Source organism: Zhongshania sp. (assembly GCF_047636175.1).
GTDB lineage: Bacteria > Pseudomonadota > Gammaproteobacteria > Pseudomonadales > Spongiibacteraceae > Spongiibacter.
This window is the reverse complement of sequence record NZ_JBLIKC010000004.1, coordinates 147,450-162,949: the sequence shown is the minus strand read 5'-3', so window position 1 is coordinate 162,949 and position 15,500 is coordinate 147,450. Positions and strand designations below refer to the sequence as shown.

Below are 15,500 nucleotides of genomic sequence, written 5' to 3'. Positions count from 1 at the left end.
CCCCATGACAATCCTCCAGTAGTAAAGTCTGACGTAATCCATCATCGATTTTTATAAAGGACCATCCATGAATACGGTTGTTAGCTACCAAACCAAAGACGCTATTGCCATCCTTACTTTGAATAGTCCACCCGTAAATGGCTTGGCTCAGACAGTACGTCAGGGTATTAAAGACGCTTTTGAAAAAGCAACGGCCGACGATGACGTTAAGGCGATGGTCATTACCTCGTCTGGAAAAATATTCTGTGGCGGCGCAGATGTAACTGAGTTTGGTTCGCCGTTGGCCACTGCGAGGCCGATACTACCCGAGCTTTTTAATCAATTAGAATCATCATCCAAACCTATTGTTGCGGCCATTAATAGCCTGGCGCTCGGCGGCGGCTGTGAGCTTGCTCTGGCCTGCGACTACCGAGTTGCCCACGCCAACGCCAAAATCGGCCTACCGGAAGTTAAATTAGGATTGATTCCCGGTGCGGGCGGCACCCAGCGTTTGCCGCGTATAGCCGGTGTTGAAATGGCCTTGCAAATGATTGTTTCGGGGGAGTCTGTCAATGCCGAGCAAGCCTTAGCCAGCGGTATCGTTGACGCCATTATTGATGCAGACATTCATTTCTTAGATGCCGTAATTGATTATGCCAAATCCTTGGTGGCCAATGGTGCAGCCATTAAAAGCTGCGCTGATTTACGTATTGATACAAGTAAGGTAGATGATAATTTCTTCAACGACTTTCGTAAAAGTATCGCCCGTAAAACGCGTGGCTTCTATGCGCCAGAGTGTGCAATTAAAGCGGTAGAAGGCGGTTGTGAGTTGTCATTAAATGAGGGGCTCGCTTTAGAAAAGGCACTGTTTATACAGTGTTTGGAATCTACACAGGCTCGCGCTCAACAGCATCTATTCTTTGCCGAGCGTGCAGCCACCAAAATCCCCGGCATCAATGCCGCAATACCAGCTCGTGCTATCAGCAAAGTTGCGATTATTGGCTCCGGTACCATGGGTGGCGGTATTGCCATGAACTTCGCCAATGCCGGTATCGAGACCACTATTTTGGATTTAAATGCCGAAGCATTAGAACGCGGCATGGGTGTTATTCGAAAAAACTACGAAGTTTCTGCCAAGCGAGGTCGATTGAGCGCTGCGCAAGTTGAAGAGCGTATGGCATTGTTGAAATCGACCTGCGATTACAGTGATCTTGGCGATATGGATCTCGTGATCGAGGCTGTTTTTGAAAATATGGACGTTAAGAAAAAGGTCTTTAGCGCGCTGGATTCGGTTTGTAAGCCCGGTGCGATCCTGGCGACGAATACCTCTACGCTTGATGTTAACGAAATCGCCGCTATTACGTCCCGTCCTAATGATGTAATCGGCCTGCACTTTTTCAGTCCCGCCAACGTAATGAAACTGCTGGAAATTGTTCGCGGCGCCGACACCGCTGACGATGTGTTAATTACTGCTATTAATCTAGCGAAAACGATCCATAAAGTGCCCGTTGTTGCTGGTGTTTGTTGGGGATTTATCGGTAATCGCATATTAGAACCCTATGCTCGTGAGGCAATGCGTCTAATGCTAGAAGGCGCCAGCCCGGCACAAATCGATAGAGTACTTTACGACTTTGGTTTGGCCATGGGCCTACCCAGCATGATTGATCTCGCGGGTATCGATGTTGGGTATCTTGTCAGGCAGGGCAACGTACAAGCTTGTTATGGTCGTGATCCCAGCTACGCAATAGTATGTGATGAATTGTACAAATTAGGTCGTTATGGACAGAAAACTGGCCGAGGTATGTATATCTATGAGGGGCGAGATAAAAAAGAAGATCCCGAGGTTGTTGCGCTGGCAACACGACTTGCGAAGGAGCACGGCATAAGCCAGCGCGAGATCTCTGATCAAGAGATATTGGAACGCACGATTTACATGCTGATTAACGAAGGGGCTCAAGTACTCGAAGACGGTATTTCCTACCGCTCGGGCGATATCGACACGGTTTACTGCAATGGCTATGGCTTTCCCGCGCACCGTGGAGGCCCCATGCAATACGCCGATGAAATTGGCCTGCAAACCGTGGTTGATGCCCTCGAAAAATACCGTGTTTCACTCGGAGAGTATGGGGAAGAGTGGTTTAAGTCCGCACCTTTACTGAAAAAACTGGCTGCTGAGGGAAAGTCGTTCAAAGAATTCTCACAATAAGTTTTTGTCATCCGCTGAAGACGTTAGCACTAGTATTTAGACCACTAACATATAGAGAGAAAAAAAATGAAAGAAGCTGTCATTGTTTCCGTAGCACGCACCCCGATCGGCAAAGCCTATCGCGGTGCATTCAATAATTTAGAAGCGCCAAGTTTGTCGTCCTATGCGGTTGAAGCTGCTGTTAACCGCGCGGGGATTGATCCAGCTGAAATTGATGATTGTGTTTGGGGCGCTGCGATTCAACAGGGTACTCAAGCCTCTAACTTAGGCCGTAATGTCGCTATGGCTTCTGGTTTACCCCTGAGTGTGCCCGGCGTGACTATTGATAGACAGTGCTCGTCAGGATTGATGGCCATTGCGACCGCCGCCAAACAAATTATTTGCGACGGTATGTCAGTGGTGGTTGCGGGTGGTTGTGAATCGATAAGTCTAGTACAAAACCAAAAGATGAATTTGGAACGTGTGCTTGACCCAAAGGCCGTCGTCCACGCACCTAACTTGTTTATGCCGATGCTGGATACCGCAGAAACTGTCGCCAAGCGTTACAACATATCTCGTGAGGCGCAGGACGAATACGCCTTACAATCGCAGCAGCGTACTGCAGCCGCTCAAGAAGCGGGTAAGTTCGACGACGAAATCGTCGCGGTAAGCGCAACTAAAGCGGTTTTTAACAAAGAAACCAAAGAGACCACGTTCGAACAAGTCACGTTAACAAAAGATGAAGGCAACCGTCCCGACACCAATATTGAAGGCCTTAATAAGCTCAATACAGTGCTTGAAAACGGCACCATTACCGGTGGCAACGCGTCACAACTTTCAGATGGCGCGGCTGCCCTGGTAGTAATGGACCGTGCTCTGGCCGAAGAACGTAATCTCAAACCACTCGGTGTTTACCGTGGTATGAGTGTTGCGGGTTGTGAGCCTGATGAAATGGGTATTGGTCCCGTATTTGCTATTCCTAAATTGCTTAAGGCCAATGGCTTGACCATGGACGATATTGGTCTCTGGGAGCTGAATGAAGCCTTCGCTGTGCAGGTTATTTATTGTCGCGATACCTTGAGTATTCCTAATGATCGTCTCAATGTAAACGGCGGTGCAATTTCAATTGGTCATCCCTACGGCATGAGTGGCGCGCGTATGGTGATGCACGCCTTAATTGAAGGTAAGCGTCGTGGTGTTAAATATGTGATTGTGACTATGTGTGTCGGTGGCGGTATGGGCGCAGCAGGCTTGTTTGAGGTCTTATAAGCTAAGTTAAGTTCTTAGTAAATGGAGGCGAAAGCCTCCATTTTATTATTGCGTAAACACAAGGTATTGCAACGATGACATACAAAGCGCCGCTCAGAGATATTCAATTTGTCATGAATGAAGTATTGGACTATCCCGCTCATTACCAAACCTTTGCTGAAGGTCAGAATGCGACCCCGGATTTGGTAGAAGCTATTCTTGGGGAGGCAGCCAAATTTGCCGAGCAGGTCTTGTCGCCACTTAACGTAGTGGGAGATCGTGAAGGATGCCGAAACAACGACGGACAAATTACCACTCCCCCCGGTTTTAAAGAGGCTTATCAGCAAAATATTGAAAGTGGCTGGCCTTCATTGGCTTTTCCCGAAGTCTATGGCGGACAGGCCCTGCCATCCTCTTTGGGTCAAGTGGTTTCTGAAATGCCGGCGGCAGCAAATCATGCTTTTTCCATGTATACGGGTCTGACCCTGGGGGCGATTGCGACCATTACTGCCCATGCCAGTGATGACTTGAAACAACGTTTTATACCGACAATGGTAACAGGCCAGTGGTCTGGCACCATGTGTTTAACCGAAGCCCATGCCGGCTCTGACCTTGGCTTGCTGCGAACTAAAGCCGAGCCCAATGCCGACGGCACATATAGTATTACCGGCAGCAAGATATTTATTTCCTCTGGGGATCACGACCTAACCGACAACATCATTCATATTGTATTGGCACGTTTGCCTGACGCACCCAAGGGTGTTACAGGGATCTCGCTGTTCGTCGTGCCAAAATTCAAAGTGGATGCTGATGGTAATGTAGGTGAATTCAATAATGTGCGCTGTGGTGCCATTGAAGAAAAGATGGGCATTCATGGCAACGCCACCTGTGTCATGAATTTTGATGGCGCTGAAGCTTACTTGATAGGTAAGCCCAACAAGGGTATGGCGTGCATGTTTACCTTTATTAATGAATCCCGATTGGGCGTTGCTGTTTCAGCTCAGGCACATATCTATGCATCATTTCAGAAGGCCTTGAATTACGCCAGAGAGCGCCTGCAAATGCGTGCCCCCCAGCGCAAGTTTTCTGAAAAAGCCGCGGACCCCATCGTTGTGCATCCCGATGTGCGCAGAATGTTACTGACTCAAAAAGCATTTGCTGAAGGGGGTAGATTACTGAACTATCGCTGTGCGCAATTACTTGATATTACCCATGGTGCGGGTAGTGAAGAAGAAAAGCAGCTTGCCAATACCTTGCTCGCGGTTTTCACGCCGATCGCTAAAGGTTTCTTAAGTGAAGTCAGCTTGGAAGCAACCAGCTACGGCATACAAATTCTTGGCGGTCATGGTTTTATCAAAGAGTCCGGGCTGGAGCAGGAATACCGGGACACTCGTATCACCGCTATCTATGAAGGGACTACCGGGATTCAGGGCTTAGACCTACTGGGTCGTAAAATTCTCGGTTCTGGCGGAAAAATACTAGAGCCATTTGTTGAAGAAATTCGCAGTTTTTGTACGAACAATGTAAAGAGCGCTTATGTTACTGAAACCGAGGCCAGTTTAAATCAGTTGCTAGATTTAACCGATATTATTGGCGCCGCCGCAGCTGAAAATCCGGATGAGGTTAATGCGGCGGGTGTCGATTACTTGATGTTTGCCGGTTACGTCACCCTGGCATACTGTTGGGCACGAATCGCAAAATCTGCCAAGACCGCTATCGACAGTGGCGGTGCCGACAGCGGCTTTTATCACGCTAAGCTGCACACCGCACGTTTCTATTTTGAGCGAATTTTGCCTCGTACACAGACGCTGGCGACCACTATTCAGTCCGGTGCTAGTAATCTGATGGCGATTGACGAGCAATACTTTGGCGACTGTTAGCGATTCAATTTGGGAGTCTCTGATTAATTGGGAGAGAACATATGATAAACCTCTGTAAAGATGGGGATATTTATACCCTTAGGATGAACAACGACGCCAATACCATTTGTCTGGATTGGCAGGCACAGATGCTGGATGCGCTGATTGAGGTAGAGAATAACTGCGCTAAGGGAAGCGCTTTAATCATGACTGGCGAAGGCAAGTTCTTCAGTAATGGTGTGAATATTGACGCCATGAGAAAATTTAATAAAGCCGAAATGGAAAAATTCGCTCAGGCAATGCTCGAAATTCATCGGCGCATGGTGATGCTTCCCTGTCCTACGGTGGCGGCAATTAACGGCCACGCTTTTGCTGGTGGGGCCTTTCTGGCGATGTCCTTGGATTACCGCATAATGCGAGAAGATCGCGGTTGGATCAGCATTTCGGAAGTTGACGCAGGCGTTGCCATACCCTCGGCAATGATGGCTATCCTGCACGCCAAACTTCCGCCCGCCACAGTGCGTGATGCTGCGCTGACCGGTAAGCGCTATACGGCTGACGAGGCAATTGTGGCGGGGTTGGTTGACAGTAAATCCAGCTCTGAAAGCTTACTGGATTCTGCAGCAGAACTGGCGACTAACCTGGCATGTAAAGACCCAGGTATTTTCAAAGAAATTAAACAGACATTGTACGGGGAGCTCGCTGCACAGATGGTATAGCTAATAGTGACGTTGGGATTGTGTAGTTTTAATCCATATTATTAGAAAAGATAAGTTGGTAATTATGGCTGTATTGATTGTTCACGCCCACCCAGAACCGAAATCTTTTTCAAGTGACTTGTACTTAGACGCAAAACGTTTCTTTGAATAAAAGGGTGACTCGGTGCAGGCTTCGGATCTGTATGAGATGAATTTTAATCCCGTTGCCTCGTCAGAAGTTTTTGCTGAGCGTGCGGATCCTGATTGTTTTAACTACGCGCTTGAACAGCGAAAGTCCGTACCTGTAGGCACTATTTCGACGGATGTCAAAATTGAAATCGATAAAGTCGAGGCTGCCGATTTGTTGATGTTCAATTTTCCACTGTATTGGTTCTTCACACCGGCAATTCTAAAAGGCTGTATTGACCGCGTGTTTGTGTAGGGCAAGTTTTATGTCGTCAAGCGCATTTATGGCAATGGTGGTATGGCAGGTAAAAAAAGCACTGGTCTCGGTAAGCACCGGTGGTCGTGACGATATGCTCAGTGAAGGTGGTATCCATAGCGATATCAACGAGATCTTAAAACCGTTGTCGCATGGGTCGCTTGGCTACGTGGGCATAGATGTACTTAAGCCCTTTCATGCTTTCCATGCTCCTTATGTCAGTGCTGAAGCATGCCTTGAAATTTTAGATAAATGGCGCAGTGAGCTAGCCAATCTTGACGAGCGGAAATGCTTGGCTAGGCCGGACTTCTCGAAATTTGATGAATATTTTTTCCCAATTACATGACAGCTTAAAGTTTCTAATTACCTTAAAATAGCTAATAAGGTCCACTATTAAAATAAAGATAAAAATATAAAAATCTTACTAATATCGTTTTACGACGCGAGTTGTTCTCGGAACTGGCTTGGTGTTAGCTTGTTCCAACGCACAAAGGCGCGACGAAAATTGACTGTTTCGCCATAGCCTAGTAGATGGGCTATTTCTGCTACCGCCAGCGGTGTCGCTGATAAATATTCTTTTGCAAGCAAGTTGCGAATGTCGTCGACAATTGCTCTGAAGGTGCTTGATTCTGCCTCTAATTGACGTCGTAGAGTGCGTTCACTCATATGTAAGCTCGTGGCCACTTGCGAGATTTCGAGGAATTCCCCCGCGGATTTTATTAACAACAGCCGCACCGCCGTAGTGATTTCTTCTGCACTCTCCAAGCTGCGCAGCATCTCCTCGCATTGTTGATGAAAAATAACATGGCCGGCGATGTTGGCGCTTCTAATCGGTTTGTCGAGTATCGCGCCCGGTATAAAGAGTTGAGTATATTCACAATTAAATTTAACCGGAGTGTTGAACGTGTTTCGATAGCAGGCGTGGTGAGCAGGTTGAGGATAATCCAAATGTATTTCGGCGCCCTCAGGTGCGCCTCGGTAAAGCAGATTTGCAACCCTAGTCAAGGTAGACAGATACAGTTCTTTAATGATTTGTTGCTGCGACTGTGTGCCCACATCAAAATTTAATCTAAGCAAGATATCATCGCCCCGCTCGTGAGCCTCCCAACGATTTGAAAATTGCAGTTTGCCGTAGCGGAGTAACAGCTTAGTCGATGTTCTCATATTAGCGCAGCTCATTAGCGCGAAGCCTAAGGTACCGTACAAATCCAAGTTGACACCCTCGCTGAGCTGTAAGGCCAAGCACGGGTTTTTTGTTAGTTTGGTGGCCGCCTCTAGCAAGGGCAAAGCATCGGGTCCTGATAGTGCTGCTACCAGTTGTCCCGCTGTGCTGATGTCTGGAAAGCCTGCTTCAATGAAGAGTGCTCCAGGTGGCACCTGAGCGCGCTCTAGTTGATTCAATATTTGTGTTAATAGGTGATTCTGCAAACGGTTCGTTGTCATAGCCATCATTCTGTTTTTAGCTTTATTTAAGATGGAAGCAAGCGGCGGCGATTATGTACATGGCCGAATATGATACCTCTGGTGTTGAGCTTATCACTATAATCAAATGATTAAAAAGTTTACAAGGTATGCAGCGCAATGAAATCGAAAGTGAAAAAAATCCTCGGGCTGGCGGTATTGCTCCTTGTTACATTTTTCGCGGTAAAGGCCTACCTGGACAATAACCGCCCGCACAACCCCAAGGTATTTGGTCCACCTGAAAAAACCCAGTGGAAACCGGTGGGCGCTCGCGCTGCGGGACAGCACGGCTACGACGTTATCCCCGAGCCTGATACCTTTAATGCCATACATGTTGATGTGGCTAATTCGGATAGTGTCTGGGGCGTGGCCGCGCCGATGTTTGAGCTCGACTGGGTTGCCGAGCCAGCCTACTTTGTAGGTAATGGCCCCCTCTTTGACAATGCCGGCAATCTTTACCTTAGCCCGCAGTTCTACCACGGTGAGCGCGTGGTGTTGGTTTCACTCGATGCCCAAACCGGCAAGCGGCGTTGGGCGATACCCGCCGACAACGATATACAAGCAAGTAGCCCAGCGTTCATATTAAATGACCCTGAAAATCCGGGCTCGCAGATTATTTATATCGTTGGCTATAACCGCGTCATGGCCCTAAGGCCCGACGGCTCAACGGTATGGAGTAAAGCCACTGGCTTAAGCCTCCCTCCCTCGAAGGACGGGAAAAAAACTATCGTTAAGTTTCATAGCTTCAACTATCACCCGGCGACCGATTCACTGATATCCATTACCAAGGACGGCGCTTTATTTGCCTTCAGTCGCAAGAGCGGAGAGTTGATCGCAGCTATTGGACAAGTACCCGGCGCGCCAGCTATCAGTGGCAACGGCACGAACATTCCAACGTTCGTCCTTAAGAAGGTTGATCCGCTGATGGATAAAGCCTTTGGCAAAACTGATGACGGCTTAAGTTTGTTCTCTGCCGCAGTGAGTTATATCTATGGCGGCGGCGGTGTGGTGACCAACTTCTTTAGTATTGACCCAGACAGCAGCCGTATCTTTATGGCTGCTACGGCGGAAGATAAAGAAGATGGAACCGAAGACGGCAGATCTGAAATCGGCGCAATTTACGCCCTCGACCTGGTCGATGACGGCAACGGTGGCTTGATGTTCCAAATATTAAACCGCAAGACTTTTCATGGCGGCACTGGATCAACACCGGCGCTCAGCGCAGACGGTCAGCGTCTGTATGTGTCGGACAACGCGGGTAATGTCATCGCGCTGGATAGCGAATTAAACGAAGTGTGGCGGGTAGATGTGGGCGAGCCACTGGTGGGGTCTATCTCCGTGGCGCCAGATAACCATGAATTATATGCCGTGACCTCAAGTGACGTGATCAAGCTGTTCGACAATGGCGACAGCGGCTCAGTGTCATGGAAGGGCGAGCTTAATGGTTTTGATGGTTATGCCAATGTCGATGTGCAGTCTAACGCCCTGACGGCAACAGTAACGGCCAACGGTGTCGTTGTTATGATCGGTGGTGGCAAAACCTTGCTGGGCAGGACATTGATGCTGCATATGGGCATGGGTCTGCTAGATAGAGAAACTGGAAAACTGCGCTACTTTGCCGAAGGCCGGGAAGATTCCCTTGCCATGAGCGTCGTTGCTGCCGATGGCAGTATTTATGTCGCCCACTCACCCTTACGGCGCGCCGTCGGTAAGGCGATGTATCCGGAGTTAACCCAAGATGTTATAGGTGGTATTGCGCGTTTCAAGCCGATTCGTTTGGATCTGCTGGCGCGTGATGCTATTTGTGCTGCTGAGGCGCGAGCCGCCAATGCCAGTACCCTAAATAAAACAACTGAGTTGGCCGCTATCAATACCGACATACGTCAGATCAAGGTGCTGATGAAGCAGGCCGGAAACGCCATCACTAAGGCGGTTAAAGACGGCGATATCATCGCTGAAAAAGCGAGCGCCTTGAATAATCTGCTCGAAAAAACTGCACCGAACCTAAGCCCGGCCAACTTGCCGCAAGCGACGCCTGATCTGGCTGCTGCCTGCACTCAGTTCGATTAGCGTCATGACTGAACCTAGCCAGAGCAAAAGTCAGGGCGGGGCATCTGAATCAGATCCCAATGTCGTCGTTCGCTGGGTGACTTCGGCCATGATGACCCGGCTGTTCAGCGAGCGACGTATGGACGCCAAGCGCGCGAAGGCAGAATCCCGAATTAAAAAAGCGGGACAGCCCTATCGCGTTGAGTATTTTCATCAGCTGGACGATGGCTATAGTCATTTGGCAGCGCAGGTGCTTAAACCGCTGGCTGAGCGCTACGATGTCGAAGTGATTTGTCACCTGGTAAAGGGCACGGAAGGCGATAACATCCCCGAACCGGATCTGTTATCGCGTCTTTCTCGTTACGATGCTTCCCAGGTGGCACCTGAATACGGTCTTGAATTTCCACAGCATGAGGCACCTCTGCCGACAGAGTTGGAAAAAAAAGCGGCTGCCATTCTGGCGGGGCAGGACACAAAAGGCTTTATTGACTGTGCGGCGGCTGTCGGCAAGGCGATGTGGGCTGGCGATAAGGCCGCGCTCGATCAGCTTTCTGAGAAATATGGCGAAGCATCGCCGGAAGCAGCAGAGCAAAAGCTACTTAGAGGAACCCAGCGCCGCGCTGAGCTCAAACATTATTCCGGTGCAATGTTTTACTTTGGCGACGAATGGTATTGGGGTGTAGATCGTCTCTACCATTTGGAAAAACGGCTTGCGATGCTGGGTGTCGACCGCAAACCGGGCCAAGCTTTACTTGTGGATCGACCTTCCTTGGGCGCGGGGAAATTGCAAGATCAGGGGAGCCTCACTTTAGAGGTCTATCCCTCCCTGCGCAGCCCTTATACCGCCATTTCATTTGATCGAGCGGTGAAGCTGGCTAGAGATACTGGGGTAAAGCTGGTGGTGCGCCCGGTGTTGCCAATGATTATGCGTGGTGTGCCGGCTACCCGTGAAAAGGGCATGTATATTTTTATGGATGCGGCTCGGGAAGCCCGTGCCGTGGGCGTGCCATATGGCAATTTTAGCGACCCCATTGGTAATCCGGTGCGCAAGGCTTACTCCTTGTACCCCTGGGCAGAGGAGCAGGGCAAGGGCATTGAATTTATCTCCAGTTTTCTCAGTTGCGCCTTCGCACAAGGAGTAAATACCAATCGAGAGTCAGGCCTGAAAAAAGTGGTCGAGCAAGCCGGATTAGATTGGATTGTTGCGAAGGATCGGGTCGGCCAGCCGGGATGGGAAACCACTCTGGAAGAAAATCGTGTGGCGATGTACGAGGCGGGTTTATGGGGTGTGCCGAGCTTTCGTTTGTTAGATGAAAACGGCAAGCAAGTCCTTGCCTTGTGGGGGCAGGATCGCCTCTGGCTATTTGCCCGCGCAATTCAAGGAATATTAGCTTCGGACTAGGGACGCACTGTATTACTAATTGGAGAATTTGTGATGGACGTAAGTTTTCGCTTAAAGATTGGCAAGGGACTTGTCTCGATTGTTTGGTTGTTGATTGTCGCCTCGGTGATAGCTCCTTCGCAAGTGCCATTTCCTCTTGTATTTCAGGGTATCGGCATCTTTCTTGTTGTTGCTCATATTATTGAGATTGCGGTGTTTAAAAAAAGAATGCGCGGACCTGGGGATTACCTGTTAACGATGTTGTTTGGTTCCTTGCAGTTGAAGACGATTAGGATTGCAGCATGAAATCACAATGGATGATCTATGGCGCTAATTTCTACAGCGCTCAATTAGCGATAGCAAAAGCAGTCGAGCAGGGCAAAAAACCCATTCTGGCGGGTCGTAATCAAACTGCGATAGCGGCGCTTGGCGAGAAATTTGATTTCCTGTTCGCGTCTTCGATTTAGGTCGTATCGATAAAGTGGCAGAGCAGTTGGCCGATGTCATTGTTGTGAGTCAATGCGCTGGGCCTTTCTCGGCCACCGCCGAGCCAATGATGAAAGCCTGTATCAAAGCTGGCACCCATTATACTGATATTACTGGTGAAGGGCCTGTCTTCCGCATTGGTCAGAGCTTACATGAGCAAGCAAAAAACGCCGGTGTGATGTTGATGGGCGACGTCGGTTTTGATGTTATCGCTACCGATTGCTTGGCCATTTTTTTGGCATCAGCAATTACCCGATGCTAATGAGCTGGTTTTGGGTTTTGATGGCGATATGGCGCTTAGTCCCGGCACCAGTAAAACCCTGTGGGAAAATATTCATCTGGGCATGGCGGTACGCCGCAAGGGTGAAATGAAGTTTGTCGGGCGCGGTTTTCAAATGCGCACCATTGATTATGGTCGCGGCCCAAAGTTGTCATCGGTGATTCCCTGGGGCGATCTTAATACCGCCTACTGGCAAACCAATATTCCTAATATTTGCGTTTATATACCCTTTAGTGGAAGCAAGCTGGAAATACTGCTGTTTCCGTTGGTCAAGTTAGTGATGTCCATTCCCTTTGTTCCTAAGCGTATCGTTGCCAAAGCTGCGAAAATCCAAGGGCCAAACGCTGGAAAACGCGCTAATAAAGGTGTGCAGGTATGGTGTGAAATTAAAAATGCCAGTGGCAAGGTAGTGACCGCCAGTATTGAAGTGCCAAACGGTTATACCGTCGCTATGGACGGCATTATTATGACCGCCGATTATTTGCGAGATTATCAGGGGAAGGGTGGGTGCTTTACGCCGTCGCAGTTGATGGAACATACACTCGCAGAACAACTTCCCGGCGCAGCCTCCTTCAAGGTTTTGTAATGTGACGAGCCAAGTTTTCCTCTGAAAAATAATAATCGACAAGGGCGCGAGAATTAAGATGCTTCTCGTGCCGAAGAAATAACGCGACAGTATCTAAGCGAAACTCCAGCGAAAAATTAGGCCGCAGTTGACCGGATATGATTCCCTTAGAACGATTGGCTCGTGGGTACAATAGCCCGTAATCCCAAACGTGAGTCTTTAACTGCTGTATTGCCAGCGGAGATAGCTCTACAAATAAAAATAGTGCTTACCTGGATTGATATCATGAGAAAGCCTAACCGATCAGCTGTTCTGCCTATTCATCCAGAATCGTGCTACGAAAGCGTGTCGCGAATCCGCTCTATTCCGAGGGTCATTGTTTCGGCGATGATTATTTCTGCCGCCGCCCTGCCAGCTACCGCACAGGAAAACCTGGGAAAAAGAGAATTCGCGCTGGAGGAAGTTTTCGTTACCGCCCAAAAACGTTCTGAAAATTTGAAAGACGTACCCCTATCAGTATCCTCCGTCAGCGGCGATGACATAAGAGAACAGAACCTTATCAATTTTAATGAGGTTGGCCTGAAAACACCTAACACGCGTATTACAGTGGGCGGCGGAGGCGGTGGCACGGCCAAAATGCGTGGTCTTGGCTCCGGCGACAACCCCGCTTTTGAACAGGCTGTTGGCTTACTGGTTGATGGCGTTTACTACGGTCGTATCAGCTATTTGAACAGCGGACTGGCAGATTTGGACCGCATTGAAATTCTGAGAGGCCCACAGGGCACCTTGATGGGTAAAAACACCATTGCAGGTGCGATTAATATGACGACAAAAGACCCCAGCCAGGAATGGGAGTTAGACCTTGGCTATGGCATCGGCACTCGCAACAGGCGTTACACGACGTTGATAGCTAATGCACCGATTATCGAAGATGCGCTCAGCATGCGGCTAGTGGTCAAGCGGGAGCGCCAGGACGGTCGGATTGAAAATACCTTCGTTAATGAGGACCAGTTCAACATTCATAAGAATCTCTACCGTGTGAAGTTCGGGTTGAGCGCCATAGACAATCTCAATGTTGTGGCGACCTACGAAGAAAACGATAGCCAAATGAACTTGCGTGGATTGGAGATCTATAAAGCCACTGATCAAACAAAAACTCAGTACGGGCAATATGATCCTAACTTTGAGACCGAGGCCAACTACAAAAACCAGACTGACGGTGACATAACGGCCTTCATCGATACAAAACTCGCCACCCTGAAAATGGAATACAAATTAGGCGAATATATACTGTCTTCTGTATCCGGCTGGACCGAGCAGTTGCTGAACGACGGCCTTGATGGCGATGCTGGCCCCATCCCCTTTATCACAACGCGACAGGTCAATGATTATCAGCAATACAGCCAGGAATTCCGTATTACGTCGCCGGTGGGTGTGACGGATTACATCGCGGGGCTTTACTTATTTGGATCCGACTTTAGTAATCTGGCAGACACAGGCCTGGCGCAAGAGCAAGGTCCCGCTATTTTATTATCCGGGCAGTACCCGAACGGGGCACCGTTGATCGCATTCCCCGGCATTGGTGTACTCCCGGAAGACCACTCGATTAGTGACTTCAATCAGGAAGTTGCCTCTGCCGCGCTGTTCGGTCAGTTTCGTTGGCGCTTGCTGGACGAAGACCTGACTCTGATGGCCGGACTTCGCTACTCCTACGAGAAAAAAGAAGCCATCATGACTCGTGAATTTACCGACAGCGGGATTTTCTTCACGCAGTTTCAGAACCAAGAAGAGTTTGCCACCCCAAAAACGAAGCGCGTTGAAAAAGAGTACTCCCCCAAGTTGTCGGCAACATATCGATTGACTTCCAACGTCAACGCTTACGCCACCTTTGCCAAAGCCTTTAAAGGTGGCGGTTTTAATGCTGCGGCCGACAGGGCCGAACAATTCCAGTATGACGAAGAACAGGCCGACACCTACGAACTTGGCCTGAAAGGCGATTTCCTCGATGGCTTATTACGCATCAACGCGGCAACGTTTCATACTGAATTCAGTGGCCTGCAGGTCTCGGTTTTTGATGGCACTACTTATATTGTTCAAAATGCTGCCGACGCGATCACCAAAGGCGTGGAAATTGATGCCACCCTGCTCGCGGCACGCGGGCTCATCACAACCCTATCTGTGGGTTATACCGATGCCACTTACACGAGTTTTCCCGGCGGCCCCTGCCCTGTTGGTCAGACCTCTCCCTGCGACCTATCCGGCGGTGATCTAGATCGGGCACCAATGTGGAATGGCAATCTGGGCTTCAATTACAAGCTGCCCTTCGAAAATCTAGGATTTGACGTTGTTCTCGGTGGCGATGCCAACTATCAGGGTCGCCAGTTCACCAGTGCGGATCTGGACCCGGTAACCGTGCAGGATGGGGTCGTTAAATACAACGCACGCATTGCGATTCAGGCTCCCGATCTGAACTGGCAGGTGCAGCTAGTTGGCAAAAACCTTAGCGATGAAATGACAATGGCAGTTTCTGTAGACGTGCCGGTACAGCCTGGGAGCCATATGGGTGTCTTTGAAGAACCAAAACAATGGGCGCTTGATGTTCGCTATCGTTACTAACCAGCCCGGCTCACTCGATGTTAAAAATCCGGCCTGGCTGTGCTGGTGTTGCTGCTCGACATCACCGGATTGATCTAAGGCAAGTCCATCGGGCAGGCCAGATAGGTGCCGGCTACTACGTTCGCGTGCTGATGGACCCGACGTGCCGCAGGTCAAGCTACGACGCTATTCGCTAGGGGCGCGAGCCCGACCCCCCGCGTCCCGGCGACAACACCGGAGCGTGAATGAACAAGCCCAATCGGGCTTGCTCC

General features: G+C 49.4%; 14 protein-coding genes. 13 read left to right on the top strand and 1 reads right to left on the bottom strand.

The window, feature by feature from the left end; genetic code table 11:
* Nucleotides 1–67: 67 nt before the first annotated feature.
* From ACI955_RS03600 to ACI955_RS03575, 6 genes are all read left to right on the top strand, one after another.
* Nucleotides 68–2,185 (top strand): 3-hydroxyacyl-CoA dehydrogenase NAD-binding domain-containing protein, encoded by a 2,118-nt coding sequence (locus tag ACI955_RS03600; RefSeq protein WP_415242364.1) that lies wholly within the window; start codon nt 68–70, stop codon nt 2,183–2,185.
* Between the two features lie 66 nt (nt 2,186–2,251).
* Nucleotides 2,252–3,433 carry an acetyl-CoA C-acyltransferase gene (locus tag ACI955_RS03595; protein ID WP_415242363.1) on the top strand — a complete coding sequence of 394 codons (1,182 nt, stop codon included), beginning with the start codon at nt 2,252–2,254 and terminating at the stop codon, nt 3,431–3,433.
* Nucleotides 3,434–3,507: 74 nt separating this feature from the next.
* On the top strand, nt 3,508–5,292 hold the full coding sequence (locus tag ACI955_RS03590) for an acyl-CoA dehydrogenase C-terminal domain-containing protein (protein ID WP_415242362.1): 1,785 nt from the start codon (nt 3,508–3,510) through the stop codon (nt 5,290–5,292).
* Between the two features lie 41 nt (nt 5,293–5,333).
* Nucleotides 5,334–5,990 carry an enoyl-CoA hydratase-related protein gene (locus ACI955_RS03585; protein WP_415242361.1) on the top strand — a complete coding sequence of 219 codons (657 nt, stop codon included), beginning with the start codon at nt 5,334–5,336 and terminating at the stop codon, nt 5,988–5,990.
* A 163-nt stretch (nt 5,991–6,153) separates the two neighbouring features.
* Entirely contained in the window at nt 6,154–6,411 is a 258-nt protein-coding gene (locus ACI955_RS03580) for an NAD(P)H-dependent oxidoreductase (protein ID WP_415242360.1), read from the top strand.
* 10 nt (nt 6,412–6,421) lie between these two features.
* A complete protein-coding gene (locus ACI955_RS03575; protein WP_415242359.1) occupies nt 6,422–6,757 on the top strand; it encodes an NAD(P)H-dependent oxidoreductase in 336 nt (111 codons plus the stop codon).
* An 89-nt stretch (nt 6,758–6,846) separates the two neighbouring features.
* Here ACI955_RS03575 and ACI955_RS03570 read toward each other — a convergent pair whose 3' ends face one another.
* Complete coding sequence (locus ACI955_RS03570) at nt 6,847–7,854, bottom strand: AraC family transcriptional regulator ligand-binding domain-containing protein (RefSeq protein WP_415242358.1); 1,008 nt, start codon at nt 7,852–7,854, stop codon at nt 6,847–6,849.
* A gap of 138 nt (nt 7,855–7,992) precedes the next feature.
* Between ACI955_RS03570 and ACI955_RS03565 the strand changes: the two genes are divergently transcribed.
* The 7 genes from ACI955_RS03565 to ACI955_RS03535 all read left to right on the top strand — a co-directional run bounded on the left by ACI955_RS03565 (nt 7,993) and on the right by ACI955_RS03535 (nt 15,249).
* Entirely contained in the window at nt 7,993–9,942 is a 1,950-nt protein-coding gene (locus tag ACI955_RS03565) for a PQQ-binding-like beta-propeller repeat protein (RefSeq protein ID WP_415242357.1), read from the top strand.
* Between the two features lie 4 nt (nt 9,943–9,946).
* Nucleotides 9,947–11,323, top strand: coding sequence for a DsbA family protein (locus tag ACI955_RS03560; RefSeq protein WP_415242356.1), 1,377 nt, complete (start codon nt 9,947–9,949; stop codon nt 11,321–11,323).
* Between the two features lie 33 nt (nt 11,324–11,356).
* Nucleotides 11,357–11,608, top strand: coding sequence for a DUF1145 domain-containing protein (locus ACI955_RS03555; RefSeq protein ID WP_415242384.1), 252 nt, complete (start codon nt 11,357–11,359; stop codon nt 11,606–11,608).
* Nucleotides 11,605–11,769 carry a hypothetical protein gene (locus ACI955_RS03550; protein WP_415242355.1) on the top strand — a complete coding sequence of 55 codons (165 nt, stop codon included), beginning with the start codon at nt 11,605–11,607 and terminating at the stop codon, nt 11,767–11,769. The genes ACI955_RS03555 and ACI955_RS03550 overlap by 4 nt, the downstream gene beginning before the upstream one ends.
* Nucleotides 11,770–11,783: 14 nt before the next feature.
* Entirely contained in the window at nt 11,784–12,050 is a 267-nt protein-coding gene (locus ACI955_RS03545) for a hypothetical protein (RefSeq protein WP_415242354.1), read from the top strand.
* Complete coding sequence (locus ACI955_RS03540) at nt 11,989–12,654, top strand: hypothetical protein (RefSeq protein ID WP_415242353.1); 666 nt, start codon at nt 11,989–11,991, stop codon at nt 12,652–12,654. The genes ACI955_RS03545 and ACI955_RS03540 overlap by 62 nt, the downstream gene beginning before the upstream one ends.
* A 264-nt stretch (nt 12,655–12,918) precedes the next feature.
* Nucleotides 12,919–15,249: a TonB-dependent receptor gene (locus ACI955_RS03535; RefSeq protein WP_415242352.1), complete on the top strand. Its 2,331-nt coding sequence runs from the start codon at nt 12,919–12,921 to the stop codon at nt 15,247–15,249.
* Nucleotides 15,250–15,500: the final 251 nt, after the last annotated feature.

Bases quoted from the DNA above. Each gene is read 5' to 3' on its own strand.
- ACI955_RS03600 (WP_415242364.1), top strand. From the start codon at position 68: ATGAATACGGTTGTTAGCTACCAAACCAAAGACGCTATTGCCATCCTT.
- ACI955_RS03595 (WP_415242363.1), top strand. From the start codon at position 2,252: ATGAAAGAAGCTGTCATTGTTTCCGTAGCACGCACCCCGATCGGCAAA.
- ACI955_RS03590 (WP_415242362.1), top strand. From the start codon at position 3,508: ATGACATACAAAGCGCCGCTCAGAGATATTCAATTTGTCATGAATGAA.
- ACI955_RS03585 (WP_415242361.1), top strand. From the start codon at position 5,334: ATGATAAACCTCTGTAAAGATGGGGATATTTATACCCTTAGGATGAAC.
- ACI955_RS03575 (WP_415242359.1), top strand. From the start codon at position 6,422: ATGTCGTCAAGCGCATTTATGGCAATGGTGGTATGGCAGGTAAAAAAA.
- ACI955_RS03570 (WP_415242358.1), bottom strand. From the start codon at position 7,854: ATGACAACGAACCGTTTGCAGAATCACCTATTAACACAAATATTGAAT.
- ACI955_RS03565 (WP_415242357.1), top strand. From the start codon at position 7,993: ATGAAATCGAAAGTGAAAAAAATCCTCGGGCTGGCGGTATTGCTCCTT.
- ACI955_RS03560 (WP_415242356.1), top strand. From the start codon at position 9,947: ATGACTGAACCTAGCCAGAGCAAAAGTCAGGGCGGGGCATCTGAATCA.
- ACI955_RS03555 (WP_415242384.1), top strand. From the start codon at position 11,357: ATGGACGTAAGTTTTCGCTTAAAGATTGGCAAGGGACTTGTCTCGATT.
- ACI955_RS03550 (WP_415242355.1), top strand. From the start codon at position 11,605: ATGAAATCACAATGGATGATCTATGGCGCTAATTTCTACAGCGCTCAA.
- ACI955_RS03535 (WP_415242352.1), top strand. From the start codon at position 12,919: ATGAGAAAGCCTAACCGATCAGCTGTTCTGCCTATTCATCCAGAATCG.